This is a genomic window from Methylophilus sp. 14, from assembly GCF_015354345.1.
Taxonomy (GTDB): domain Bacteria; phylum Pseudomonadota; class Gammaproteobacteria; order Burkholderiales; family Methylophilaceae; genus Methylophilus.
In genome coordinates this window covers 139,242-164,653 of sequence record NZ_JADKYS010000005.1, presented here as the reverse complement: position 1 = coordinate 164,653, position 25,412 = coordinate 139,242, and the positions used below count along the sequence as shown (strand labels likewise).

Annotated in this window: 23 protein-coding genes; 18 read left to right on the top strand and 5 right to left on the bottom strand. The window is 52.3% G+C overall.

Features of this window, described 5'->3' with window-relative positions:
* Nucleotides 1-336: 336 nt before the first annotated feature.
* Together INP78_RS12420 and argH are read right to left on the bottom strand one after the other, a co-directional pair.
* Nucleotides 337-999, bottom strand: a complete 663-nt coding sequence (locus tag INP78_RS12420; RefSeq protein WP_228522869.1) for a hypothetical protein — start codon at nt 997-999, stop codon at nt 337-339.
* A gap of 47 nt (nt 1,000-1,046) precedes the next feature.
* Complete coding sequence (argH, locus tag INP78_RS12415; protein ID WP_194742505.1) at nt 1,047-2,465, bottom strand: argininosuccinate lyase; 1,419 nt, start codon at nt 2,463-2,465, stop codon at nt 1,047-1,049.
* 104 nt (nt 2,466-2,569) lie between these two features.
* Here argH and INP78_RS12410 point away from each other — a divergent pair, with 104 nt between their 5' ends.
* A complete protein-coding gene (locus tag INP78_RS12410; protein ID WP_194742504.1) occupies nt 2,570-3,589 on the top strand; it encodes a histidine kinase in 1,020 nt (339 codons plus the stop codon).
* Entirely contained in the window at nt 3,582-4,328 is a 747-nt protein-coding gene (locus INP78_RS12405) for a LytTR family DNA-binding domain-containing protein (RefSeq protein WP_194742503.1), read from the top strand. The genes INP78_RS12410 and INP78_RS12405 overlap by 8 nt, the downstream gene beginning before the upstream one ends.
* A gap of 19 nt (nt 4,329-4,347) precedes the next feature.
* Here INP78_RS12405 and INP78_RS12400 read toward each other — a convergent pair whose 3' ends face one another.
* On the bottom strand, nt 4,348-5,019 hold the full coding sequence (locus INP78_RS12400) for a hypothetical protein (protein WP_194742502.1): 672 nt from the start codon (nt 5,017-5,019) through the stop codon (nt 4,348-4,350).
* A gap of 193 nt (nt 5,020-5,212) precedes the next feature.
* Between INP78_RS12400 and hemC the strand changes: the two genes are divergently transcribed.
* Together hemC and INP78_RS12390 are read left to right on the top strand one after the other, a co-directional pair.
* Entirely contained in the window at nt 5,213-6,157 is a 945-nt protein-coding gene (gene hemC, locus INP78_RS12395; RefSeq protein ID WP_368667993.1) for a hydroxymethylbilane synthase, read from the top strand.
* Nucleotides 6,154-6,921: a uroporphyrinogen-III synthase gene (locus INP78_RS12390; RefSeq protein WP_194742501.1), complete on the top strand. Its 768-nt coding sequence runs from the start codon at nt 6,154-6,156 to the stop codon at nt 6,919-6,921. The genes hemC and INP78_RS12390 overlap by 4 nt, the downstream gene beginning before the upstream one ends.
* Here the strand turns inward: INP78_RS12390 and INP78_RS12385 are convergent.
* Nucleotides 6,918-7,568 carry a PEP-CTERM sorting domain-containing protein gene (locus tag INP78_RS12385; protein ID WP_194742500.1) on the bottom strand — a complete coding sequence of 217 codons (651 nt, stop codon included), beginning with the start codon at nt 7,566-7,568 and terminating at the stop codon, nt 6,918-6,920. The two genes, INP78_RS12390 and INP78_RS12385, sit on opposite strands and share 4 nt — an antisense overlap.
* 150 nt (nt 7,569-7,718) lie before the next feature.
* Between INP78_RS12385 and INP78_RS12380 the strand changes: the two genes are divergently transcribed.
* The 10 genes from INP78_RS12380 to INP78_RS12335 all read left to right on the top strand — a co-directional run bounded on the left by INP78_RS12380 (nt 7,719) and on the right by INP78_RS12335 (nt 20,154).
* A complete protein-coding gene (locus INP78_RS12380) occupies nt 7,719-8,024 on the top strand; it encodes a helix-turn-helix transcriptional regulator (protein WP_194742499.1) in 306 nt (101 codons plus the stop codon).
* A gap of 23 nt (nt 8,025-8,047) precedes the next feature.
* Nucleotides 8,048-10,183: a bifunctional acyl-ACP--phospholipid O-acyltransferase/long-chain-fatty-acid--ACP ligase gene (gene aas / locus INP78_RS12375; RefSeq protein WP_194742498.1), complete on the top strand. Its 2,136-nt coding sequence runs from the start codon at nt 8,048-8,050 to the stop codon at nt 10,181-10,183.
* Nucleotides 10,180-11,397 carry an amidohydrolase family protein gene (locus tag INP78_RS12370; RefSeq protein WP_194742497.1) on the top strand — a complete coding sequence of 406 codons (1,218 nt, stop codon included), beginning with the start codon at nt 10,180-10,182 and terminating at the stop codon, nt 11,395-11,397. Before aas ends, INP78_RS12370 begins: the two co-directional genes overlap by 4 nt.
* Nucleotides 11,394-12,716 carry an MFS transporter gene (locus INP78_RS12365; RefSeq protein WP_194742496.1) on the top strand — a complete coding sequence of 441 codons (1,323 nt, stop codon included), beginning with the start codon at nt 11,394-11,396 and terminating at the stop codon, nt 12,714-12,716. Before INP78_RS12370 ends, INP78_RS12365 begins: the two co-directional genes overlap by 4 nt.
* Before the next feature lie 2 nt (nt 12,717-12,718).
* Entirely contained in the window at nt 12,719-14,332 is a 1,614-nt protein-coding gene (locus INP78_RS12360) for a hypothetical protein (RefSeq protein WP_194742495.1), read from the top strand.
* 78 nt (nt 14,333-14,410) lie between these two features.
* Nucleotides 14,411-14,788, top strand: coding sequence for a hypothetical protein (locus tag INP78_RS12355; protein ID WP_194742494.1), 378 nt, complete (start codon nt 14,411-14,413; stop codon nt 14,786-14,788).
* A 72-nt stretch (nt 14,789-14,860) separates the two neighbouring features.
* Nucleotides 14,861-16,849 carry an LTA synthase family protein gene (locus INP78_RS12350; RefSeq protein WP_194742493.1) on the top strand — a complete coding sequence of 663 codons (1,989 nt, stop codon included), beginning with the start codon at nt 14,861-14,863 and terminating at the stop codon, nt 16,847-16,849.
* 8 nt (nt 16,850-16,857) lie between these two features.
* Nucleotides 16,858-19,095, top strand: coding sequence for a lipopolysaccharide kinase InaA family protein (locus INP78_RS12345; RefSeq protein WP_368667992.1), 2,238 nt, complete (start codon nt 16,858-16,860; stop codon nt 19,093-19,095).
* A 139-nt stretch (nt 19,096-19,234) separates the two neighbouring features.
* A complete protein-coding gene (gene pqqA / locus INP78_RS14660; RefSeq protein WP_081624291.1) occupies nt 19,235-19,306 on the top strand; it encodes a pyrroloquinoline quinone precursor peptide PqqA in 72 nt (23 codons plus the stop codon).
* 89 nt (nt 19,307-19,395) lie between these two features.
* Complete coding sequence (locus INP78_RS12335) at nt 19,396-20,154, top strand: hypothetical protein (protein WP_194742492.1); 759 nt, start codon at nt 19,396-19,398, stop codon at nt 20,152-20,154.
* 24 nt (nt 20,155-20,178) lie between these two features.
* Here INP78_RS12335 and INP78_RS12330 read toward each other — a convergent pair whose 3' ends face one another.
* Nucleotides 20,179-21,021: a DUF3034 family protein gene (locus tag INP78_RS12330; protein WP_194742491.1), complete on the bottom strand. Its 843-nt coding sequence runs from the start codon at nt 21,019-21,021 to the stop codon at nt 20,179-20,181.
* A 205-nt stretch (nt 21,022-21,226) separates the two neighbouring features.
* On the opposite strand from INP78_RS12330, the gene INP78_RS12325 reads away from it, so the two are divergent.
* The 4 genes from INP78_RS12325 to INP78_RS12310 all read left to right on the top strand — a co-directional run bounded on the left by INP78_RS12325 (nt 21,227) and on the right by INP78_RS12310 (nt 25,409).
* Nucleotides 21,227-21,637 (top strand): group 1 truncated hemoglobin, encoded by a 411-nt coding sequence (locus INP78_RS12325; protein ID WP_228522868.1) that lies wholly within the window; start codon nt 21,227-21,229, stop codon nt 21,635-21,637.
* A gap of 8 nt (nt 21,638-21,645) precedes the next feature.
* On the top strand, nt 21,646-22,218 hold the full coding sequence (locus INP78_RS12320; protein WP_194742520.1) for a methylamine utilization protein: 573 nt from the start codon (nt 21,646-21,648) through the stop codon (nt 22,216-22,218).
* Nucleotides 22,219-22,229: 11 nt separating this feature from the next.
* On the top strand, nt 22,230-24,689 hold the full coding sequence (locus INP78_RS12315) for an EAL domain-containing protein (RefSeq protein ID WP_194742489.1): 2,460 nt from the start codon (nt 22,230-22,232) through the stop codon (nt 24,687-24,689).
* A gap of 267 nt (nt 24,690-24,956) precedes the next feature.
* A complete protein-coding gene (locus INP78_RS12310) occupies nt 24,957-25,409 on the top strand; it encodes a MarR family winged helix-turn-helix transcriptional regulator (RefSeq protein WP_194742488.1) in 453 nt (150 codons plus the stop codon).
* The last annotated feature ends 3 nt before the right edge of the window (nt 25,410-25,412 follow it).

The following is a 25,412-nucleotide window of genomic DNA, read 5'->3' as shown; positions in this document are numbered from 1 at the left end:
TGACGCGCCGAGTAGCGCAATCAGCGTGGGAGTATTCGGCCATTGGCTGTTTGAGTTCCGCAACAAGCCACGAAGTGTGTGGCTTGTCAGGGCGAGTTTCGTGACTGGCTTATTTTGTTGATAACTAAGACTGCGCAGCAGTCTGTTACGGCGTAGGCTAACTCGCGAAGCGATGTTAAGCGTAGCGGCCGTAGCCAACAACGCAAGGGAGCCGAAGGCCGTGATGGCTGGATGTCGTCCTCTTTGGTTACTTTCTGGGGGACAAGCACCAGAAAGTGACTCGCCAATAGGCGAAATAAATGTCACAAGTATCTCAGAGATATAAATTCAAAGCGGCTAATCCTTAGAGCGGCGCTCTTCCAAAACACCCCAAACCAAACTCAACACCAGCAACAATATCGCACTCACCACAATCACCGCTAACTGCGGTGCCTGATAAAGCTGTTTCACAGGCGTCCGCGCAATCGCCTGAGCATTCGCCTGATAGGTTTCCACAATATGTGATTTCACTGCCGAAATGCGTTTCGTCAAATGTCCCGCAGAAAAAGAATACCCTTTTAACGAGAGTTCTTTTGGCAGACTCAATGCAGGCAAATGCCAGCTTGAGGAGGTTTGCTGTGCTTCTTGCGTAAGTTGCACACTCATCACAAGGCCCGGCGTGACAAAAGCTTCAGTATCGACTTCATCGGCTTTTTTAATCCTGTGCGTGAGGGTATGCAGGGTTTGTGCATTAGGCACGGCGATGAGTTGCGCGGTGCCACTGCGTTCATCTGGACGCAACAAGATGCCGCGACTGCGGCTTAAGGTGATGGATTGTTGCACAAAGCGCTGCTGTAGCACCGGGCTTTGCGGATAGAGTTTGGCGGCCAGGCTGTTGACACTTTCGCCTGGCAATAGCGGCCACAGCATGGCTTGTTCGTGTTTGGGATTCGCAATGCCAAGGGCTGCTAGGGCAGGTTGGCTAGCCAACAGGCTAAAAGCTAAAAGCAGCCCCATCATCACCGGGTATGATTTGCACTTACTCGGTTGATGATGGCGGTGGGTCATCAGCTGCCTAATTGCTGCCTGGCTTGCGCGATGGCGCGGCGCACTTGGTCTGGCGCGGTGCCACCCGTGTGGTTACGGCTGGCGACGGAGCCTTCTAGTGTGAGCACTTCAAAGACGTCTTCGCTGATGGTGCTACTAAAGGCTTGTAGCTCAGCCAGGCTAAATTCGGCGAGGTCTCGGCCTGATTCCACACCGGCTTTCACGGCGTGAGCGACCACTTCGTGCGCATCACGGAACGGCATGCCTTTTTTCACCAGGTAATCGGCCAAGTCGGTCGCGGTGGCAAAACCTTCCAGTGCGGCCTGGCGCATATTGTCGGCTTTGACAGTGATGCCGCGCAACATGTCGGCGTAAATCTGCAAGGTCACCAGCAAGGTGTCAGCGACGTCAAACAGCGGCTCTTTGTCCTCCTGGTTGTCTTTGTTGTAGGCCAGTGGCTGGCCTTTCATTAAAGTGAGCAGGCCGATTAAGTGGCCATAGACACGGCCGGTTTTGCCGCGCACTAACTCTGGTACGTCGGGGTTTTTCTTTTGCGGCATGATGGAGGAGCCGGTACAGAAACGGTCGGCAATATCAATAAAGCCGAAGCGCGGGCTCATCCATAAAATCAACTCTTCAGAGAAACGTGACAAATGCATCATGAGCAATGAGGCCGCGGCGTTAAATTCAATCGCGAAGTCGCGGTCAGACACGGCATCCAGCGAGTTTTGGCAGACGCTGTCAAAGCCTAATAATTCAGCCACCAACTCACGTTTGATCGGATAGCTGGTGCCTGCCAGTGCGGCGGCGCCCAATGGCAAGCGGTTGATACGTTTGCGCGCATCGGCAAAGCGCTCGGCATCGCGGTTGAGCATTTCAAAATAGGCCATCAGGTGATGGCCAAACGTCACAGGCTGGGCCACTTGCAAGTGGGTAAAGCCAGGCATGATAGTGGCGGCGTGTTGATCGGCTAAATCCAGCAATGAAGTTTGCAGGGCGCGGATGCCGGCAATGGCATCATCGACCACACTGCGCAGCCACAGGCGCACATCGGTCGCCACCTGGTCGTTACGTGAGCGGCCAGTATGCAAACGTTTACCCGCATCGCCGATTTTTTCGGTCAGGCGTCTTTCAATGTTTAGGTGCACGTCTTCCAGGTCCAGCAGCCATTCAAATTGCCCAGCTTCAATCTCGGCCAGAATCTCGCCCAGGCCGCGTTTGATGTCGGTGACATCTTGCGCTGAAATAATCCCTTGTGCGCCCAGCATGGTGGCGTGGGCGATCGAGCCTTGAATGTCGAATGTGGCCAGACGCTTGTCGAAATCGACAGACGCTGTGTAGCGTTTGACCAGCTCGGCCACTGGCTCGTTAAAGCGGCCAGACCAGGCTTGGTCTTTTTGGTGCAAAGATGACTGTGTATTGGAATTGGACGTTGTCAAAACAAAAATTCTTTCTGCCAGAAATAGGGCGCACAGCGCATGCTTGCGCCAGTGGCACTTAATACTTATGATGCTGGCACGACATTATAAACGAACATCACGCCGTGCGTAAAAGTAGCCGCATCCCCAATTTTCGCAATCTGGGCATACACTTACGTGTATTGTTGTTGCACCTGTGTTTGCTGGCCTTGCTCACGGTGTATGACGGCCAGTCTGGCTGGAATGTCACGTTGTGGGCCAGTGACCTGGCGCGTATAGGCAGTCAGTGGTTGCCGCCACTGTTGCTGGTGTTGGGCGCGCTCACGATGGCATACCCTGTGATTAGCCGCTGGCCTTATCGACAAGCCTTGTCAGCCCTGTTTTTGCTGGCGATTGGCATCACTGCACTGTCTACCTATGGTTACCAGCGCTGGATTGCGCCATTGAGCGCCGCACAATATTGGCAGGTGATGTTGCTGTGTGTGGCCGATGTGCTGATGTGTTTGTATTATCTGGATTTATTGCAGCGCGCTTATTCACCGGCGATTGCCGAGGCGCGTTTGCAGGCCTTGCAGGCGCGTATCCGTCCCCATTTTTTGTTTAATAGCCTGAATGCTGCTTTGTCGCTGATCCGCAGCCAGCCGCAACGGGCTGAAACGGCGTTGGAAGACATGGCCGAACTGTTCCGCGTGCTGATGGCGGATAACCGTGATCTGGTGCCGTTGTCACAAGAAATTGCCTTATGCCAGCAATACCTGAATATCGAAAAACTACGACTAGACGAGCGGTTGCAATGTGACTGGCAACTCTCTGACATCCCTGCCGAGATGATGATCCCGCCGCTGATTCTGCAACCCTTGCTGGAAAACGCCGTATATCACGGGATAGAGCCGCAATCGCAGGGCGGCGTGGTCGTGATTGAAATCCACCCCAGCGGCAAAAGTTTGCTGTTGCGTATCAGCAATCCGCTGCCGCCACGTAGTGACAAGTCCGGTGGCAATAAAATGGCGCTCAAAAATATCCGTGAGCGTTTGCGCCTGCACTACGACCTGGAGGCGCAATTGCGGCAATATGAGGCCGACCAGCGTTACATCGTAGAAATCGTGATCCCGACGCGTCCCTTATCTGAGGTTGTGCATGGCTAACCAGCGTTTGCTCATTGTAGATGACGAGCCACTGGCTCGGCAGCGCTTGCGGGATTTGGTCGGCGATGTGGGCGGCTACGACGTCGTGGGCGAAGCCGCGAACGGCGTGGAGGCCATGGCGCTGTTGCAAACGTATGGTGTAGATATTGTGCTGGTGGATATCCGCATGCCTGTGATGGATGGCATTGAATTGGCGCAGCATTTACGCGGCTTGCCACAACCGCCCAACCTGATTTTTACCACCGCTTATGATCATTATGCGGTGCAGGCCTTTGAGCTCAGTGCGATTGATTATTTGCTCAAGCCCATCCGCAGTGAGCGCCTGGCAGCAGCCCTGGCCAAGGCAAAACCGCTGCAGACTAGCCAGTCACAAGCGTTGCTGTCTTTGCAGCAAACACACGACCATTTGAGCATACACGAGCGTGGCAAAGTGGTGCTGGTGCCTATCGCAGATGTGCTTTATTTACGGGCTGAGTTGAAGTACGTGACCGTACGCACGCGTGATAAAAGCTATTTGCTTGAAACCTCACTTAACCAGCTTGAACACACCTATGCTACGCAGTTTGTGCGTATCCACCGCAATGCGCTGGTGGCGCGCAATGCCATTAGCGGGTTTGAAAAACAGCGTATTGCCGAAGGCGAAGATGCCGGGGAGACCGCATGGGTGGTGCTGGTAAAAGGGATTCCGGAGACGCTGGTGGTGAGTCGTCGCCACCAGCATGTGATCAAGGCCGCCTGAGGGTGGCCTTTTTGAGGGGTTATTTTTTCTTCTGTTGCGCTTGATCAATCACTTTGGCTGCCCAGTCGCGGCCGCCCAGGCCAAAGGCGATGGCCAGTGCCAAAAATACGGCGCCAAACACAATCACAAACAATGAGTGAATCAATTGCATGCCAATGCCCAGTTGTTCCAGGGCAATGAAAATGGCCAGAATCTGGATGCAATATTCCGCAGACGTACTGATGATCAGCGCTTGCTCGAACTTGATGCTATGCAGCCAGGCAAACACCAGGCGGTTGATAAAGCGGGCAAACAGGGTGCCGAAAATCACCACCAAGATGGCGACAATAATATGCGGCAGGTAGCTGGCCAGCTCTTTGAGCAATGAGGCCACTTCTGTCAGCCCTAATGAATTGGCGCCGGTGATGACAAACAGCAAAATGACTAGCCAATAGACGACCTGGCTGATGATGCCGCTCAGCGTGACTTTATAGTTGGCGCTGCGCATAAAGGCCTCAAGGCCAGACTTTTGGGCAAAGGTATCGAAATGCGTCAATTCAAGAATGCGTTTTACGCCTAATCTCACCGCTTTTGCGACCAGCCAGCCGAAAAACAGGATCACCATGGCAGCCAGTAATTTAGGCACAAAATGGACCAGTTCGACCCAGAATTGATTGAGAGAAGAAAGGAAAATGTCGATTTGGTATTGCATGGATAGTCCTCCATTTTTATCATTGAATAGCGACTTTTCTAGCCACTTCGGGTTGCTATGCAGGTGTCAGCATAACTCAATCCGACTGCCTTGGGGAGCAAAAGGTTCATCTGTATCGGGCCGGTAATGCGCACGGAACAATCGTCTTGCCGTGCTAAAATGTTGCGCTAAATCCATTAAAGGTCAGATCGTTGTGAGTACATTCAATCCTCCTGCCAAGCTCGTTATTGCCTCACGTGAGAGTGCGCTTGCCATGTGGCAGGCCAAGCATATCCAGGCCAGGTTACAGGCCTTATATCCACAATGCGAAGTCAGCATTTTAGGCATGACCACCACTGGCGACCAGATTCTGGATTCCCCGTTGTCCCGCATAGGCGGTAAAGGCTTGTTTGTGAAAGAGCTGGAAAATGCGCTGGCCGATGGCCGGGCTGACCTGGCGGTGCACAGCATGAAAGATGTGCCCATGCATTTGCCCGACGGCTTCGTGCTGACGGCGACCGGTGAGCGTGAAGACCCGCGTGACGCATTTGTTTCTAACGACTATGCAAATCTGGAAGCCTTGCCTGAGGGCAGCGTGGTGGGCACCTCCAGCTTGCGCCGCCAAAGCCAGATACAGGCGCGCTTTCCGCATTTAAAAATCGAATCATTGCGCGGCAATGTGCAAACCCGTTTGCGCAAACTGGATGAGGGCCAATATGCGGCGATTATCCTGGCGGCCGCTGGGCTCATCCGCCTGGAGCTGGGCGATCGCATCAAAAGTTTCATTAGTCCGGCAGAGAGTATTCCAGCCGTGGGTCAAGGCGCATTGGGGATTGAAATTAATGCGGATCGCAGTGACCTGATGGCCGTGTTGGCGCCATTGAATCATGTGGATACGCAATTGTGCGTGGAAGCTGAACGCGGATTCAGCCGTGCGCTGGCAGGAAGTTGCACGGTGCCGCTGGGTGCTTATGCGACCAAACAGGGTGACACCATCACTATGCAAGGGTTTGTCGCCAGTGTGGATGGCAAGCAGATGCTTAAAGAAACTGTCACCGGCCATGCGGCTGAGGCAGAGAAACTGGGCCAGCAATTGGCGCTGCAACTGGTGGCACGTGGTGCCGATAAAATTTTGGCCACGCTGGATGGCGTGAAATGACTTTGCCCTTGGCCGGGATGCATATCGCGGTGACGCGGCCACCCGAGCAAGCCACCAAGCTGACTGCGGCGATCACTGGCGCGGGCGGCACCGTGATTTCCTTTCCGCTGCTGGATATTAAAGGCCTCGACGACCTGAGTGCTTTTCATGCGGCCGTCACGCCGTTAAGCCAGTTTGACTGGGCCGTGTTTATCAGCAGCAATGCCGTGCAATATGGTATGCCTTTATTGCAACAGGCAGGTATTGCGCCTGCGCTAAAATTTGCTGCAATTGGCCCAACCACAGCCGCCAGCTTGCAAGGTTTTGGCGTGACAGAGGTGCTGACGCCGAGCGAACGATTTGACAGCGAAGCCTTGCTGGCGCTGCCTGCATTGCAACAGATGCAAGGGCAGCGCGTACTGATTGTGCGTGGCGTGGGCGGGCGTGAGGTGCTGGCTGAGACCTTAAAGCAGCGCGGCGCAGAAGTGGTGTTTGGCGAATGCTACCGCCGTGTGAATCCGCAAAGCAGCGCCCAACCATTAGAGCAGGCTTACGCCAACGGCCAGTTACACGGCATCGTTGTCACCAGCACCGAAGCCTTGCGTTTTTTATTGGCACTGGCGGGCGAGGGTGACTGGTTAAAAGCGACGCCTTTATTCGTCAACCATGCGCGTATCGCCGAGCAGGCGCGTGAATCCGGGTTGACTGCCTTTAGTGCAGATCAGTCTGGCGATGCCGCCATGCTCAGCCTACTGCAAACACATCTTTCAGCCTGCGCTGGCTAATTCTTTGACTTGCGTCTGCAAGCCATCAGCCCTAAGCCCGCTAACAGCATCATATAGCCATCAGGTTCGGGCACTGCAGAGACATTAATGCCAGCGCTGTTCATCACGGTGATTCGTGATTCTTGAGTAAGCATCTGGATTTGTGCGGTTGAGAGTACCAGGCTACCTGCCAGCTCTGGCCTATGAACGATGGTTTGGTGAGCGGCACCCGTGCTGTTACTCACGCTGATGACGGCACCAGGATTCAAGTCTATATTAAATGACTGCCATGCAATCACTGGGCGCGGTGACCAAATGTCTAAGGGCGTGGCGCCACTGGTCAGCACTAGCGTGCGTGTGGTGTCGAATAGCACGTTGCTGCCTATGCTCAAGTTGCCAGTCAAGTTTGATAAGCTAATTTCCGGCGCATAGAGACTGAGGTTGTTGAGTGTGAGGTCACCACCGGCGAACAGTGATATTGTGCTGTCAGACTTTAGCCAGCCACCATCCAGGCTCAGGTTGCCTGTACAGCTTAATGAGATACCGCTGACTGATGAGAGCGCCATATCCCCGGAGCAGTTCGTGTTTGCCAGGCTGATTTGTGCACTGGCGTGGCTTGCCAACGGCATGCAGGCAAGCAAACAGGATAATACTGACAGGCGTAACATTTCACACTCCTTTACATAAGGCATTGAGTGTAGCGGGGCAGGCGTTGGTGTTGGGTGATGCTTTAATGAAGCACAGACTAGTCCATGCGCATGATCGTTTTGTACGATGGTACTTGACAAAATAAACTAAATAACTAATTATATAGTTATATGAAAACAGTGACCCAAGTTCCAGAACCCTGGAACGCTATTTCAGAGCTCTTCGTTGCGCTGGGTGATGCCCACCGGCAACGGATTTTGCTATCGTTCGAAAAAAACGAGCGGCTGACGATTCTGCAAATTGCAGAGAGCTCGCAGTTAAGCCGCACCGCGGTCACACATCATTTAAAAGTGCTCGAACGAGGGGGCGCCTTGCAGAGCGAGAAAATTGGCCGCGAAGTCTATTTCTGGGTCAATCAATCATTTATGCAGCAGGCACTGCAAAACGTGCTGGACTACATCAAAGACGAAATATAAAAGAATTTAACAGGGAGCAAACCATGCTGGTGAGTGTATTAAGGGGGATCTGCCGTCTGCTGTTCCGCGTGCAGGTGACAGGGCTGGAGAACGTGCCGCAGGAAGACCGGTTGTTGATTATTGCCAACCATGAGTCGTTTCTGGATGGCTTGTTGTTGGGCTTATTTTTGCCCAAGCGCGCGACTTTTGTGGTGCATACCGGCGTGCTAAAAAATATCTTTTTTCGCTGGTGGTTAAAGCTGACGCCGCATTTATCCGTCGACCCGGCTAGCCCGCTGGCGATGAAGAAAGTCGTACAGCGCTTAAATGCAGGCGAGAATGTGGTGATCTTCCCTGAGGGCCGCATTACCCTGACCGGCGCCTTGATGAAGGTGTATGACGGCCCTGGCTTTGTGGCGGCTAAAACTGGTGTCAAAATCTTGCCAGTCAGAGTTGAAGGCGCAGCGCAGTCCTATTTTGGCCGCTTATCCGATGCGCATCCACGCAAACTGTTACCGCGTGTGACCCTGAAGATTTTGCCCACGACTGACATCCGTATTGAGCAGCACGGCCATCATGCGCCACTCACGGCCAAGCAGCGCCGCCGGATTGCGGGTGAGGCCATGCGCGGCATCATGCAGCATATGCTGTTTAAAACCCAGCAAAGCAAAAGCCTGTTTGAAGCGTTCTTGGACGCCATGGATAAATATGGGGCCAGGTCGCACATCATCGAGGATATGAACCAGGTTGAAGATACCTACCAGGAAGTGCTCAAGCGCAGCCTGGCACTGGGGCGCATCGCCACCAAGGTCAGTCACCCTGCTGAAGTGGTCGGCGTATTGATGCCAAATATCACCAATACGCTGGCACTAGTGCTGGGGATGAGCGCCTTTAAAAGAATCCCTGCCATGCTCAATTACACTGCTGGCGCAGACGGTATGCGAAATGCTTGCCACGCCGCCAATATCCGTACGGTGATCAGTTCACGCAAATTTATTGAAGCGGCCAAGCTGGAGGAGACGGTCGCCAAAATGAGCGATTTGAATATTGTTTACCTCGAAGACTTGCGTAGCCAGTTTGGCATGTTGGACCGTGCCTGGCTCATGGGCTACGCCTTACATTACCCGCGCGCGGCCATGGAGCCGGTCACTACCGAAGAGACTGCAGTGGTGTTGTTTACCTCTGGCTCCGAGGGCAAGCCCAAAGGGGTGGTGCATAGCCATAAAGCCATCCTGGCCAATACGCACCAGATTTTGGCAACACTGGATTTCAGCCCGGCGGATAAGTTCATGATGGCTTTGCCGCTGTTTCACGCCTTTGGGTTTACCGGCGCCTTGCTGCCTTTGTTAAACGGTATCCCCATGCTGCTGTTCCCCTCACCGCTGCAATACAAGCTGATCCCGGAAGTGATTTACGACAAAGGCTGCACGGTGTTTTTCTCTACCAGCACGTTTCTGGGCAACTACGCCAAATATGCACACCCGTACGACTTTTATAAATTGCGCGTGGTGTTTGCCGGCGCTGAAAAACTCAATGAAGAAGTGCGCAAGATTTACCACGAAAAATTTGGCATCCGCATATTAGAAGGCTATGGCACCACCGAGTGCGCGCCTGTGGTGGCAGCCAACACGCCGATGGCTAACCGCAATGGCACAGTCGGCCAGTTTTTTCCTGGCATTGAGCACAAACTAGAGCCGGTGCCAGGCATCGAAAACGGCGGCCGTTTGTTGGTCAAAGGCGACAACATCATGCAGGGCTATTACCTGTATGACAACCCTGGGGTGTTGGTTGCACCGCAAGACGGCTGGTATGACACCGGCGATGTGGTTGAAATAGATAGTGAAGGGTTTATTCATATCAAAGGCCGCGTTAAACGCTTTGCCAAAGTGGCTGGTGAAATGGTCTCGCTCGAAGTGGTGGAGAAAATGGCGACTACCGCAGCTCCGGAACAACAACATGCTGCTACCACGGTCGCAGATGCCAGCCGCGGTGAAAGCATCGTACTGTTTACCACCGATGCCAAACTCAAGCGTGAAGATTTGCAGATTGTGGCTAAAAACATGGGCGCGCCTGAAATAGCCATCGCCCGCAAAATCATTGTAGTGGCGCAAATCCCGGTGCTGGGCACGGGCAAAACAGACTATGTCACATTGAAGCAGATGGCGGAAACAGCTGCATGAATCGCAGACAGTTTATGATCGCTGGTGGTGCCTTACTCTGTGCAGGCTTGACAGAGGCTGCCTGGAAATATGTGCCAGACAGCGGGTTGAAACACCCATGCGTTGCAGCTTTTCCAGCTTCACTACGCGAGCATGAAACCTGGAAAGTGCTGTGGCAAGACATACGGCCTGATCAGGTTTGGGATGCGCATGTGCATTTGGTTGGTGTGGGTGATGCATCGAATGAGACATGGTTTAACCCAGCGATGGATGAGTGGCTGCATCCTCAGCTCAAGCTGCAAAAATCATTCTATATCAATGCTACCTGTGCCGATCCTGCACAAATAGATGTGACTTCCGTGAGCCGCATGGATGCGTTGGCACAAGCATTACCACCAGGCATGAAGCTGATGTTATTTGCGTTTGACTGGCATCGCGATGCGCAAGGCCAAGTTCTCAAGCAGCACTCAATCTTTCATATTTCCAACCAATATGCGGCGGCGATTGCCCAGCGGCAACCAGATCGCTATGAATGGGTGGCTAGTATTCATCCATTCAGGCCAGATGCAGTTGACGCACTTGAGCACGCTCATGCGCATGGTGCCAAAGCCATCAAGTGGCTGCCTTCTGGCATGGGTATAGATCCAGCGTCAGCCAAGTGCGATGCTTTCTATAAGAAGGCGGCAAGTCTAGGGATCCCTATTATTAGCCATACAGGCCAGGAGAGTGCTGTCCCGGGCGGTGATCAGGCCTATGGCAATCCGCTGAGAATGCGGCGCGCACTCGACCATGGTGTGAAGGTCATTCTGGCACATTGCGCAAGTGATGGCATGGATCAAGACCTGGATCATGCAGGCCGCAGTATTCGCAGTTTTGATTTGTTCACCCGTTTAATGGATACGCCGGACTATCAAACCTTGTTGTATGGTGATATTTCAGCCACAACACTGATCAACCACGCTTGGGTTTTGCCGGAGTTAATCAAACGACAGCACTGGCATCCCAGGCTGGTGCATGGGTCGGACTATCCGTTACCTGGCATCATGCCACTCACAAACTTAAACACTTTAATTGCAAATGGCTGGTTGAGTGAGACGCACAAGCCTTTTCTAATCACTTTAAAAAATCACCATCCCTTGTTATATGACTTTGCCTTGAAGCGGTTGCTGAACATCAACGGCCAAAGTTTCTTACCTGTTGTTTTTGAAACCAGACATATTTTTGAGCGAACATGACCAATCCATTCAACTTACTAAGCCAGCAACGCTTCGGCCCTTTTTTCTGGACACAGGGTTTAGGCGCGTTTAATGACAATGTGTTTAAAACCGCCTTGATTACGCAAGTGGCGTTTAACACCGCCAGCCTGACGACGCTGGATGGGGCGACATTAGCGACCTTGCTGCCTGGCCTGTTTATTTTGCCGTTTTTCCTGTTTTCGGCCTCGGCTGGGCAATTGGCAGATAAATACGAAAAATCACAGATTATCCGGCTGGTGAAGGGGCTGGAGATTTGTATCATGCTGTTTGCCAGCATCGGTTTTTTAAGCCGCAGTTTGGTCATGCTGGCGCTGGCATTGTTTTTAATGGGCGTGCATTCCACCTTGTTTGGGCCGGTAAAGTACTCTTATTTGCCACAACATTTACAGCCCAGTGAACTCACGGCGGGCAATGGCCTGGTCGAGATGGGCAGCTTCGTGGCTATTTTGCTGGGGCAGGTGTTGGGTGCCTGGCTGGGTAGTCTAGAGCAACATGCCTTGTTTACCAGTTTGAGTGTATTGCTGGTCGCTGTCTCCGGCTATCACCTGAGCCGCGGTATTCCGTTGTCACCGGCGCCTGTGCCTGAGATCAACATTAATTGGAACCCGATCACCGAAACGATCAAGAATGTGCGCACGTTCTGGGCGCAGCAAACCTTGTGGGTGGCGATTGTTGCCATCTCATGGTTCTGGTTCTTTGGGGCGACCATGCTGGCACAGTTTCCTAACCTGGCAAAAAATGTGTTGCAGGGCAGCGAGCGTGACTTTATCAGCCTGCTGTCGATTTTTTCAGTGGGCGTGGGTGTGGGGTCGGTTTGGTGTGAAAAGCTGTCCAAAGGCAAACAGGAGCTGGGCCTGGTCATGCTGGGGGCGGCAGGGATGTCCTTATTTGCCTGGGATTTTGCTACGACCACCAGCGGTATTCAGCAGCAGTTATTGGCTAATCCCGTCTTAAGTTTGCATACGCTGGGCGGTGTTGATTATGCGCGCATGTTGCTCGATGTCGCTTTGCTGGGGGTGAGTGGCGGTCTGTATATCGTGCCGCTGTATGTGTTGCTGCAAAGCCGCGCCGAGGCTGGGTATCAGTCACGCGTGATCGCGGCTAACAATATTATGAATGCCTTGTTTATGGTGCTTTCGGCCGGATTTTCGGTGTTGTTGTTTGGCATGGGTGTCAGTATTCCGCAATTGTTTGCCATTACGGCCGCGGTCAATGTGCTGGTGGCTATTTATTTATGTTTGCGTCAGCCGGAGTATTGGCACAGCGTGCGTGATTACCTGCGTGGGTTGAGGGGGTAGGCATGCGTCGCATGATGGGTGTGGGCTTAGGCCTGATTTCGTCGTTTGCCTGTAGCGAGCCTGGAAGCAGTCAGCTGGGCTTATATGCACAAAACCAATTTCAAACGGTCAATGGTGTGTGCTCGCCATGCCAGGCATTGCCGCAAGCGTTATGGTATTTTCGTCATGAAACCTTTGCCTTGCCGCACAGCAATGCATTGGTGACCCATTTTGACGCTACTAAGCGTGGCGTTGAGGATACGCAAGGATTAACTCCGGAGGCCTTACCTGCCTTAGTGTGGACGGGTGCCAATCAGCACCGGTCAGGGTTGACCTTGAATGCTGAAGCAACGACGGTTACTAGCGTAGAAGGGGCGCGATTGGGATTTAAATTAGTGCCCAAGATCGCCAGCAATCGCTCGTATTGGAACGCTAGCACCAGCCATTTTTTCAACCAAGGCCCACTGACCATCCGTGGTGAGCTGGAGGGGAAAACGTTGGAAGAGCAAGCATTGGTGGCGCGTACAGTCTGGCCGCAAGCATTTAAACTCGACCTCACGGCGGGCACACGCCCTTTGCAAGCAGGTGAAAGCCTGCAATCACTGGTGCAGTTTGCCCATGGAGGTGCCCGCAGCCCGTATCAAAGCCGCTTGCTATGGGAGAAGTCGCCCGGTGCAGCACAACAGTCGTCCGGCAAAGCGGCGTTAGGCATTTTGCTCAATGGCGCGCAAGGCGATGACGACGAAGCGCATGGCGGGCATTTTGCATTGGCCACCGGCGTTGTTGGTGCCGAGGGAGAGTATGCATCGTGGCTGGTGAATAATTATTACAACCTGGCCAGCAACAGCGAAAAAGGCATTATTGCCGGGGTGACGCCGTTTGATAAATACATGGGCGACCTCAATAGCGGGCAATCCTTTTATCGGCCTTCGTATATGCTGGTGGCCGTGTTTAGCCAGGCAGACATTCCCCAGCAGATTCAGGCTCTCAACAATCGCGTTTTCCAGCATTTTTACCGCAATGACTTTGTCTATGACCGCGCCCGTGAAAACTGTGCAGGTATCAGCATAGATACCTTGCGCAACTTAGGCTGGCAAGTGCCGCCACGGGGTGTGGAAAGCCTGCTCAAAGCCAGCGCAGCTTACTGGTATGTGGCGGCGACGGAGCGCAGCCTGCAAAAAGGCCGCGCCATTTATGACTACCTCAATACTGAAATGACCCGGCTGTTCCCTGCCGTGGCATTTGATGCAATTGGCAATGACCTGCTCAATATTGCGCACACGGGTGACAAAACCACGCTCACCTCAACCGTCATGCAGCCAATGGCTGAACAGTTGGAAGCCATTTACTTTGTGCGCATCCCGCAATTTCCTTCCAGCCGGGCAGATGGCCTGGCGCCGGTATATAGCTTTGCGCAATACCTGCAACAGGCACCGGCGGATAGAAGCCAGTGGCAAATTATCCCGGTGACGCCGAATCCGTTGCCAGAACCGTTGAAAGAAGGGTTGGCGCTAGAAGAGCAAGCACCCGCGTTGGTGCCAATGCCAGTGATTTTGTTTTTAATCAGCATACTTGGTGCTGCGTGGGTCATGTGTAAGCTGCTCAGATGCTGGTTGAAAAGGCTGCTGCGCCGTTAGTGGCGGCATGCAGTCACAAAACAATTTCCGGGCGACGTTGTCCTAACCTGGGACATATCTTTATTGGGAGCTTGCTCTATGCAAATCGCCTTGAATCGAAAACTCATCCTGACGGCCATTATCTGTTTGCTGCTTTACCAGGTCGGCACCTGGATCACAATCGTGGCAGGTGCCGTATGGGGCGCTGGGGCAGCGGTGATAGTTGCTGTGGTGTCTTATGTTTGCGCACGCCTGGCAAAGCGCGGTGCGACCAGCACGATCTGGTTCTTGATTCCCACCTTGTTGTTTACGGTGATTCCGCTGCTGGCAAAAGCCTGGAGTTTATTCACCAGCCAGACCGGCATTGTCGATATGCTGGTGGATTTAGTGCCGCTGCTGGTGGGCTTTGTGATTCCGGTAGGCTTGCTGTCCGTGGTGTATCTAGACCTGCGCAAAAAGTCTGTTTTGCCTGAGTAGCGTTGGCCCTGCGCGAACAATCGTGAATAACCCGTTATAATCACACGCTTGAATCAATCTGATTAAGCAACCATGCAATCAAGTTACTTCGGCAAGCCACGTTCCACTTCAAAATTATGGGCCATTGGTCATTGGTTTGGCCCTTATGCACCGCTCATTGTCATGTTTATCAGCGGGCTGCTGTTGCTTTCGCTCACGCGCCTGGGTCTGGTGGCCTGGAAATGGGAGCGTGTGCAAGCCACGGGCGAGTTCTGCCAGATTTTGTTGCAAGGCGTGCGCGTGGATGTGATCCAGCTCGGCTTGCTGGCACTCATTCCTGTCTTGCTCTCACCCATATTGGCGACGCGGAAATTATTCAAGGTTTGGCGTGGCTTCACTTACTGGTGGGTATTGTTATCACTGGTCTTGCTGGTGTTTCTGGAAGCGGCCACGCCTGGCTTTATCCTCGAATACGATGTACGGCCTAACCGTATTTTTGTCGAATACCTTAAATATCCGCACGAAGTATTTGGCATGTTGTGGCAGGGCTTTAAGACCGAGTTGGTGTTTGGTCTGGTCATGACGTTGGTTGCGTTTGTCGCCGTGGCCAAACTGCTTAAACCCTGGCGTCAGGCTGAGGCCAAATGGGCAAGCCCGGCGGTGTGGCTGGTGTGGCCGTTGATACTTGTGTTAACGGTGTTAGGGATACGCTCAACGCTGACACATCGCCCAGCCAATCCTGCCCTGTTCGCGATTACGCAAGATAGCATGGTCAACAGCCTGATATTGAATTCGACCTATTCTGTGTTTTACGCCGCCTATAGCTTGCAGCACGAAGCGAAATCAAGTGCGATTTATGGCAAGCTGCCACGCGAAAAAATCTTTGCCCTGACCGGCGCGCAAGCGACGGATATCCCGACGCTGACGACACTGGTGCCTAGTGTGACACGCGACAAACCGTTGAACCTGGTCATTTTGCTGCAAGAAAGTCTGGGGGCGGGGTTTGTTGAGTCACTGGGCGGCAAGCCGGTGACGCCAAATCTGGAAAAACTCAAAGCAGAGGGTATCTGGTTCACACACTTGTATGCGACCGGCACGCGTTCGGTGCGTGGCATTGAGGCCGTTGTCACCGGTTTTCAACCAACGCCATCCGACAGCACCGTCAAGCTGGATTTAAGCCAGAAAAACTTTTTTACTTTGGCCTCTTTGTTGTCCAAGCGCGGCTACCTCACCGAGTTTATTTACGGTGGCGAATCCCATTTTGATAATATGCGCAGCTTTTTTATGGGCAATGGTTTCCAGCAGATCACCGACCAGCCTGACTTCAAGAACCCGGTATTCGTGGCTAGTTGGGGCGCGTCAGATGAAGATTTGCTCAATAAAACCCATGAGCAGCTGATGGCGCATCATGCCAGCGGCAAACCCTTTTTTACCCTGGCATTTAGTTCTTCCAACCATGCGCCATTTGAGTTCCCGGATGGTCGTATTGAGCTTTATGAGCAGCCCAAAGCCACGGATAACAATGCGGTGAAATACGCCGATTACGCGATAGGCGAGTTCTTTAAAAAAGCCAAGGCCAGCCCTTACTGGAACGATACGGTGTTCCTGGTGGTGGCTGACCACGATATTCGCGTACGTGGCGATTCACTGGTGCCGATTGAGCACTTCCATATCCCGGCGCTGATACTGGGCGGGGCTGTGCAGCCAAAAACGGTGGATGCGATTGCCAGCCAGATTGATTTGCCGGTGACAGTGTTGTCATTAATGGGTATAGAAGCCCAACACCCAATGACTGGGCATGACTTGTCGAATGTGAGTGCTGACTACCGTGGCCGCGCCATGATGCAGTACAACTACAACTTTGGCTGGATGCAACAAATGGGGCCAACGGTGGTTGAGAATGAGGTCGTGGTGCTGCGCGAAGGCAAGCCCGCTGCATTCGGACGTTATGATCCTGCCAGCAAGCAATTGCAAAATACGGCCGCGCCTGCTGATGGCGTTGCGTTAGCTGAGCGCGCATTGGCGAATAGCCTGTTGCCTGCGCTGTTGTATAAAGAGCAGCGTTATCGCTTGCCGGAGTAAAACTCGTTTTGAAGAAGACACAACCTTCGATGCTCACGCGCCAGGTCATGATAGATGGTCTGAAATATATCGCTGCGGGTGGTTTATGGCTCAAGAACAGTCACTTGCCCGCAATCACGCATACGATTCCTGAGGATTTTACCGGGCTATGCGTGGCGAGCAATGCTGACCCGGCCACCGATGACTACGTGCTTGCGCAATTGCAGGCATTGGATGTGAAGCGCGTGCGCCTGGATATCAGCGATGACGATGCACGACCATTTCAGGAGCGCTTTTTGCGTCGTTTGCTGGCAGCAGAATTTTCGGTGACGCTGCATGCCGTACAGCCTTATGAGGCGGCCAGAAATATGCGCAGCAACGAGGCGCAGGCCAGCTGGAAGCAGTTTATCAGCGAGTTGCTGCAAAGCTACGCCACAAGTATTGCAGCACTGGAGATAGGCAATACCGTCAATCGTAAAAAATGGGCGGGTTATGACATGCCTGGTTTTATGGTTGCCTGGCAAATTGCTTACGACTTGGCCAGGGAATATCAGGTCGTGGTGGTGGGTCCGAATATCCAGGATTTTGAGCCTGTCTACAACATCAATCTGCTCAAGACCTTGGGCTCAGAGCGCCGCTTGCCGGATGTGCATAGCAATAATCTGTTTGTGGAGCGCGTGGTTGAGCCCGAGCTGGCGGATTTCCGTATTCTCAAGCACAAGTGGACGCGCGTGCTCAAATTTAACCTGATTAAAAAAGCCAAGCTGCTGCAAAAAATCGGCGAAGATTTCGGCGTGCCTACGCTGGTGTCACCCGTGGCATTTTGGGCGATTTATCGTATCAAGCGCCGTTTTCCTGACGGCGCACAGAAGCAGGCCGATTATGTCACGCGTTATTTCACCTTGCTCGCAGCGGCGGGGGCATTACGGCATGCCAATTGGGGGGCATTTGTCTGTCATCGTGAAGGCTTGATTGATGATGGCTTGAAAGATGCCGACTATCCAGCGCTGGAGCGCGTGGCTTATTACAAGTCAGCCGATGGTGTGGTGGCTGATTACCAGCAGAACCCGAGTTTTTCCGCCTTTAAAATGGTCAGCTATTGGCTCAATGGCGCACAGTATATTGCGCCAGTCAGCACCGGTAATGGCCTTGAAATCCACCGATTGCAACAGCATGGGCAAACGGTGCATATTGCCTGGACTGTGAACGGCCAATGCGCTTTATTAGACCAGATTTATTCACCGCATAGTTTGCAGCAAGCGCAACTATTTAACCGCGATGGTGAAGCCGTGCAGGGTAAGCAAATGCTCACTGAGTCACCTTTGTACCTGGTGTGGCCACAAGCTGAACAGATTGTCTTGCGCACGCCACGACCCGTGTTGAGTGGCACCGTGATTCACGCACATATCGCGGGTCAGCAGTATTTCCCGATTGAAGAGGGCGATTGGCGCGGCATGATTTTGGCGGCAAATGCCGAGCAGGCACAACAGTTGTGGCAGGCCTGGCACCCAGAAACCTTGCTGCCGCCAGCCAAGGAAAACGCTTTGCGCCATGCCAGAAACGCCATCTGGTCACTGCCCGATCCGCGCGATGCCACGCAACAGGTCACCGTTAAAAAACCGGTACGTATGTACTGGCATAAAACTTGGTTGGACAAACATAAACCGAGCAAAGCTAAACGTAGCTGGAATGGCGCCATGGAGTTGTTGCGCCGCGGCGTAGGCACAGCGATGCCGCTGGCCTACATCGAGCATGCCAATGACACCACCTTGCGCCGCAATTTTTATATTTCGGCGTTTGTGCCGCATGACTTTGCCATTTCAAAAGCCTTTTTGGCATTTAGAAACGGCCATAGCGAGTTTGAAGGCATTGCTGCCGACACCTTGTATCACGCCTTTGCCCGCTTTTGTTTGCATATGCACAATTCGGGTATTTATTTCCGCGACTTTTCTGGCGGCAATATCCTGGTGCAGCGCCAGGGCGAGCAATTGAATTTTGTCTTGATTGACACGGCGCGCCTGCACGCAACGCCCACCGCGACCATGATCAAGCAACGCCTGGCTGATTTGACACGAGCTTTGCACAAGTTGCATTGGGATGGCCGCAAGCAGTTTCTGCAGATGTATCTGGGCATGACCGGTCGCCGCCTGCAGTGGAAGTTTTTATGGCCGTTTTATGTCTATGACTTTAAGGTGACACTCAAGAAAACAATCGGCCGCAAAGGCATGCGCAAGCTGTTGCGCTATATCAAGTCCCGCTTTGCTTAAAGACGGCATCAGGCTAGACTCATGAAAATCATGAATGCATGTTGCGCAGTTTAATCACGACAATTGTGGCGGGCAGTTTTAATATGATCACACGTTGATAGCAATCGCTAACACGAATTTAAGATCAAGGAGAATGACTATGTGGACTAAACCAGCTGCTACCGAAATGCGTTTCGGCTTCGAAGTAACTATGTACGTTATGAACAAATAATTTGTTCTTAATGACATAAACGGGCGCTCAGGCGCCCGTTTTCATTTAAAGCCTGCGCTGCAAAACTTTTTATGGTCACGCAGCCTCCAATGCACAGATCATTCACAAGGCCACAAACCATGCCAACCATTGCGCACTGCGTGACTACATTAGGATTGCTGTTGTTTAGCCAGTCTGTGCTGGCTTGTCTGGATGCGCAGGCGTTGAATGGCTTGGCCGGCAAAGAAATGCAGTACATGCTGCAGCGTATTCCGCCAGCCTTTGCTGATGCGGTGAATGACCAGCTGATTCAAGGCCAAATGACGGCAGGTTCAGCAGACGCCTGCCAGGCACATTGGCAATTGCGTTTACCTGCGGCCGATATTGCCGAAGCACAAGCGCTATTGCAGGCAGAGCCTGCCAAGCAAATCATGCTCGCCGCACAGGGCTACCAGATTCCTGAGCAAGCTGTGTTGGAAGCCGATTTTTCGGTCGATGCTGGCAGCTTGCAAGTGAAGCATCAGGACACTTTGCAAACGTCAGCCTTGGGCAAATTGCGCGCCAGTGTGGAGTTGATGTATGCCATGCTGACGCAAGCGCGGGCCAATGGTCAAAGCTATGCCCAGCCCTGGACTGGCGCTGACAAGCAAGCAATCGTCGCGGATTGCCAGCAGGTGCTGAGTGTAAAACAGCCTGCTGCCTGTGAATGTTACGCCGATGGCCTGGCAGAAAAATACACCGCGCGCCAAGTCAGATACAACCGTTATCTATCCACTAATCCCTATGCGTTTGCCACCGGCAATGGCGCTGAATTCAAGCAACTGGATAAAAAGTTGCAGGCTGACTGTGGCCTGACGGCATTACGCTAACCTAACCACACTTAGTCATTCAGGTTAGTAATTGACCTGGCCAGACAGATACCAGCCGGTCTGGTTGTCTTTGTTGGCAATTCTGCCCAAATCAATATACGCCCCGGTGATGGACACATTGCGGTGTGGAAACCAGGTCATAAAAATATCCTGCGCGCTGTTTTCCTGATAAACAGATAAATTATCCGGTTTATAGCGTACCTCGCTACCAATCAGCCAGTTGTCCGAGAGCATGACGGCGGCAGACACCGCCGGATAGACGCGGTAATTGTCGTGCTTGTCGCCGCCAAAACCGAGCAGGCCAAACTGGTTGGCCTTGGTGGCGTGCAGATTGGCATTGAGTAGCAGGTTATAGCCGTTGATGGCGCCCAGAAACAGCTTGCTGGCCGCGACATAATAATCGATACCGCTGCGGTCTTTTGCGCCCAGCTGTTTGGGTACAAGATTAAAGTCTTCGTTATATTTATACTGGGCGCCGACTGATATTTGCGGCAACCAGCTATCCTGCTCGTAAATGGCATCCCCCAACAGCCGCACTTTTACGCCTAGCGTATTCAGGCGAATCTGCTCGCCGGGCACGGTGTCACTTAGGCCAAAGCGGGCCTGGCTGGCGCTCACTTCCACGCGGTTGAAAAACCCCAGTGCAACGCCTGTGGTGTCCAGCTTGAAGTCTCCACGGGTTTCAGCATGGGTGTAAAACAATGAGCCGCCGATTTGCTTGTCGGTGCCATAGCCGCTGATGACCGCCCATGGCATCAGGCCACCGCCTGCGGCGCCTTCAATTTGCGTGACGCCGCCTGTGGCTAGTAGCCGGTCACCGGCATGGGTGGGGGGTACTGTCGCACAAATCAGTGCAACGGCTTGCATGAGCCTGGTCAAAAGCGAATGAGGGGTATGCATCGGGCTGAGTTCCTTGATTTTGATTGTCGCATTATGTAATTATTGCGATAAATATGATTGTTGGAACAGCGTCGATAAAGCGGTGTTTATTGTCGCTTGGTGCTGCCTGCGTGCGCGTTAAGATGTGAGTATTGGCCCAAAGTGTGGAGAAAATGGAATGCGTTTTTTTGTGATGATGATAGTCACTATGTGTGCTGTTGCGGGGTGTGTGACGCAACCCAAAGCAGGGGCGAGCCTGTATCAGCGTATTGGTGGCCTGCCTATGCTTAGCAGAATTGCTAATCAAACCCTGGATATTGTCAGCAAGGATCCGCAAACCAGCCGTTCGTTTGAAGGGGTGAAAATGAAAACGCTGAAAGAAAGCCTGACAAACTTTTTGTGCGTGAAAACCGGTGGCGATTGCGTGTATGAGGGCGAAACCATGAAAAAGTCTCACGCCGATGCGAAAATCACCACCGCAGAATTTGAGCGTATGGTTGATGTCATGCGGGAGCGCATGGATGTGAACGGTGTGGGCACCAAAGAAAAAAATGAGTTGCTGCGTATTTTGGCGCCAATGAAGCGGGACGTGGTGACTGATTAGGGGTGGCAATGATGCGATGGTTCATGATTTTGACAGGGCTGTGTGTTGCCAGCGTCTGCGCGGCGGCTGAAGTCACAGCGGTTGTCACTGATGCGGCAGGTAAGCCAGTGGCTGATGCGGTGGTGGCTTTTTATGACGGCAAGACAACCGCGTTGCCTGCGGGGGCAGGTGGCAAAATTGTGCAAAAAAATAAGATGTTCAATCCCAAGGTGACCATCGTTCAAACCGGGACCAAAATCAATTTTCCAAACGAGGACACGGTCAGGCACCATGTGTACTCGTTCTCGCCAGCCAAAAAATTTGAGTTAAAACTGTATGCGGGAATCCCGGCTGATCCGGTGCTGTTTGACCAAGCGGGCGTGGTGACGCTGGGATGCAACATTCATGATTCTATGGTAGGGTACATTTATATTGTAGATACGCCGTTTTTTGCCAAAACCGACGACAAAGGCAAAGCCGTCCTTAAGTTAAATGAAGGGCACTATAATTATCAGGCTTGGTTGCCAGGACAAACTAAGCCTGTTGTAGAACAAAAGATAACCATAGAGGGTGCGACCGAGGTCAAGATCACTCTCCCCTAGAATCACACTGCATGATTAAGTTCAAACATATACATTCGCGCATTGCCTTTAGTTTTTTAACGGTGGTGGTGTTGATCCAATTGGCCGGGCTGATTCCGCTTAAATACGCCCTCGATAAACACGCGAATCAACTGGCTGAAGAGCAAATGAATGTCGGTGAGCGCGTATTCGTCAGCTTGCTGCAACACAATACACAAAGCCTCAAACAGGCGACGCAGGTACTGGCTGCTGACTTTGCTTTCAGAGAGGCGGTTGCCACCAATGACGCAGGGACCATAGAGTCCGCACTGGAAAGTTATCAGGGGCGCATTCATGCCCAAATTGCATACTACATCAGCAGCCATGACGACCTGGTGATTGGCACTGCCGACAATGAGCAAGCCTTGTTTGGCGAAAACGCCAAAGAAGATGCCATGCATGCGATTATTGAAAATCAAAGTGGCACCTTGAAGTTTGATATTGTGGAAGGTAAACCTTACCAGTTGATCACAGTGCCGGTGAAAGCCCCGGAAACCATCGGCTGGATTGTGATGGGCTTTGCGGTGGATGGTCGGCTAGCCAGTCAAATTAAGCAATTAACGCACCTCGATGTCACCTTTGTGCAAAAAACCCAGCAACGGGCCTGGCAATTAGTCAGCAGCACGACAACCCCAGAGCTGTCTAACTTGCTGGTGAAAACGGTGGCCGATATTTATCGGCAAAAACTGTCACTGCATCGCGTCAACCTCAATGACCAGGCCTATCACCTAAAAATCCGCTCCTTGCATGAAACCAAAGACGAGGCGTTTTTGGTGGTGTTACAAGGCTCGGTAGAGCCTTTTACGCAAGATTTGAACACGCTGTTCAAAGTCATGCTGTTACTGACATTCATCGGCGTGTTGATTTTTGCCGCCCTGATTTGGTATGTTTCGCGTAAAACGACAGAGCCGATCGCGGCGCTGGTGAAAGATGCCGATAACATTGCCCTTGGGGATTACGAAAAAGAAATCCAAGTGAATAGCACCGATGAAGTCGGTCATTTGGCTAAAGCGCTTAACAGTATGCGCGAGGCCGTGTTGCAACGCTCTTTGCGCATCCAGCGGCTGGCGTTTAATGACGAACTGACCGGGCTTTCTAACCGTCTCGCCTTCAACCAGGGCGTGCATCAGGCCATCACCACCCATGCGCAAAGCCAGCAAAAACTGAGTGTGATCGTCATTAATATTCATCGCTTCAAACCAATCAATCAAACGTTGGGGCGCGATTTTGGCGATGATTTGCTGCGCCATGTGGGCCAGGTGCTCAAGCAAAATGTGCTGGGCGAGCTGGATATGGTGGCACGGCTGGATGCGGATGAATTTGCCGTGTTATTGCAGCACACCGATCAAGCCCAAGCTACGCGTTATGCAGACAAGATTCAGCACCTGTTTGAACAGCCGGTGAGTGTGCAAGGACAGGCGATTGATGTACGCACCGGCATCGGCATTGCGTTGTACCCGGATCACGGGCTGGATGAAGAGTCTCTGCTCAATCATGCCGAAACCGCTTTGCAGGAATCACGCGCCAAAAAATCGCCCTGGATTGTCTATAACACGGCGCTGGAAATCGACCAGTCAGAAACCCTGACCCTGATTTCTGACTTGAAAGAAGCCATTCAGCACGACCAGTTGCTGCTGTATATCCAGCCCAAGATTGACGTCACCACCCGCCGTGCTTTGGGCGGCGAGGCGCTGATCCGCTGGGTGCATCCTGAAAAAGGCATGATTTTTCCTGACCAGTTTATTCCGTTTGCCGAGCAAACCGGCATCATCAGCGACATTACCAACTGGATGCTGCGCCGCGCTTGCCAAGTGCTGGCCGGGTTTAAACAGCAAGGCTTGCACATCACGCTGGCGGTCAATTTGTCCACGCGCGACCTGAATAATATGGAGTTGCCAGAGCAGATAGGTCATTTATTGTCCTCACACGGGCTCGATGCCAAATCGCTGAAGCTGGAAATTACCGAAGGCAGTTTGATGCAGGACCCAGAGCGTGCCGAAGTGGTGGTGAAAAAGCTGGCGGCCATGGGCCTGCACCTGGCAATTGATGATTTTGGCACGGGCTATTCATCGTTGGCCTACCTGCGGCAATTACCAGTACAAGAGCTCAAAATTGACCGCTCATTTGTGATGTTTATGGACAAAAACAGCAGCGATGCCAGTATTGTGAAATCGACCATAGACCTGGCACACAATATGGGCCTGATCGTGGTCGCAGAGGGCATAGAAAACGAGTATGTCCTTAACCAGCTGGCCAGATTGGGCTGTAACGAAGGCCAGGGCTACTTTATTGGCAAGCCGATGCCAGAAAAAGATTTTTCGGTGTGGCTGGAGCGCTGGGAAGGTCAAAATGAGATCGATATTGATATCGGTGATGATCTGTCCTATGACCTGAACCCACAGGATATTGAGCCGCAGGGGCAAGACCCTTTTAAACTCGATCATCTCAGCTAAGCAGTTGAGTGATACACAAGCCTCACCTTATGGTGAGGCTTTTTTGTTTGGTGATTAATTTTGTTAATGGATGCCATTAAAACATTCAACTTTATTTCACAAACCAACCCGCTTATGATGGTCACATAACCCTACAGGAGATTGTTATGAGCCAGATCAGAATGCATAAAAAAGCTAATTTCATTGTGCACTATGTGATTAATTATTTTCATAAATAAGTTTTAAATATATTGCTATTAAATAGCGTGCTATTTATAATCGAAACATATGAATGAGCCAGTCAAAAATAAAACACCGGTATTGCAAGAGCAGTTATGCTTTTCGGTATATTCGCTGTCGCTGGCGATTAACAAGGTGTACCGGCCATTGTTAAAAAAGCTGGATCTCACTTATTCACAGTACCTGGTCATGCTGGTATTGTGGGAAGGCGATCAGCGCACCGTCAGTGATATTGGTGAGCAGCTGTTTCTCGACTCAGCCACCTTAACGCCTTTGTTAAAGCGGCTGGAAGTGGCGGAACTGTTGCAGCGTGTGCGCTCCAGCCAGGATGAGCGCCAGGTGATTATTTGCCTGACTGAGTCAGGGCGGCAATTGCGCCAGCAAGCGGCAGGCATTATGGATGACATGCTGTGTGCCATGGGCTGTTCACTGGAGGAGCTGGGTGCATTGCGTGAGCGCCTGGATAGCTTGCGCAATCATTTGATTCAGCACGTTGCCTGAGCC

What these genes read in the sequence shown, in the direction of transcription:
- INP78_RS12420 (WP_228522869.1), bottom strand. Translation starts at nt 999, where the DNA reads ATGATGGGGCTGCTTTTAGCTTTTAGCCTGTTGGCTAGCCAACCTGCC.
- INP78_RS12405 (WP_194742503.1), top strand. Translation starts at nt 3,582, where the DNA reads ATGGCTAACCAGCGTTTGCTCATTGTAGATGACGAGCCACTGGCTCGG.
- INP78_RS12400 (WP_194742502.1), bottom strand. Translation starts at nt 5,019, where the DNA reads ATGCAATACCAAATCGACATTTTCCTTTCTTCTCTCAATCAATTCTGG.
- INP78_RS12390 (WP_194742501.1), top strand. Translation starts at nt 6,154, where the DNA reads ATGACTTTGCCCTTGGCCGGGATGCATATCGCGGTGACGCGGCCACCC.
- INP78_RS12385 (WP_194742500.1), bottom strand. Translation starts at nt 7,568, where the DNA reads ATGTTACGCCTGTCAGTATTATCCTGTTTGCTTGCCTGCATGCCGTTG.
- INP78_RS12380 (WP_194742499.1), top strand. Translation starts at nt 7,719, where the DNA reads ATGAAAACAGTGACCCAAGTTCCAGAACCCTGGAACGCTATTTCAGAG.
- aas (WP_194742498.1), top strand. Translation starts at nt 8,048, where the DNA reads ATGCTGGTGAGTGTATTAAGGGGGATCTGCCGTCTGCTGTTCCGCGTG.
- INP78_RS12370 (WP_194742497.1), top strand. Translation starts at nt 10,180, where the DNA reads ATGAATCGCAGACAGTTTATGATCGCTGGTGGTGCCTTACTCTGTGCA.
- INP78_RS12365 (WP_194742496.1), top strand. Translation starts at nt 11,394, where the DNA reads ATGACCAATCCATTCAACTTACTAAGCCAGCAACGCTTCGGCCCTTTT.
- INP78_RS12360 (WP_194742495.1), top strand. Translation starts at nt 12,719, where the DNA reads ATGCGTCGCATGATGGGTGTGGGCTTAGGCCTGATTTCGTCGTTTGCC.
- INP78_RS12355 (WP_194742494.1), top strand. Translation starts at nt 14,411, where the DNA reads ATGCAAATCGCCTTGAATCGAAAACTCATCCTGACGGCCATTATCTGT.
- INP78_RS12350 (WP_194742493.1), top strand. Translation starts at nt 14,861, where the DNA reads ATGCAATCAAGTTACTTCGGCAAGCCACGTTCCACTTCAAAATTATGG.
- INP78_RS12335 (WP_194742492.1), top strand. Translation starts at nt 19,396, where the DNA reads ATGCACAGATCATTCACAAGGCCACAAACCATGCCAACCATTGCGCAC.
- INP78_RS12330 (WP_194742491.1), bottom strand. Translation starts at nt 21,021, where the DNA reads ATGCAAGCCGTTGCACTGATTTGTGCGACAGTACCCCCCACCCATGCC.
- INP78_RS12325 (WP_228522868.1), top strand. Translation starts at nt 21,227, where the DNA reads ATGATGATAGTCACTATGTGTGCTGTTGCGGGGTGTGTGACGCAACCC.
- INP78_RS12320 (WP_194742520.1), top strand. Translation starts at nt 21,646, where the DNA reads ATGATGCGATGGTTCATGATTTTGACAGGGCTGTGTGTTGCCAGCGTC.
- INP78_RS12315 (WP_194742489.1), top strand. Translation starts at nt 22,230, where the DNA reads ATGATTAAGTTCAAACATATACATTCGCGCATTGCCTTTAGTTTTTTA.
- INP78_RS12310 (WP_194742488.1), top strand. Translation starts at nt 24,957, where the DNA reads ATGAATGAGCCAGTCAAAAATAAAACACCGGTATTGCAAGAGCAGTTA.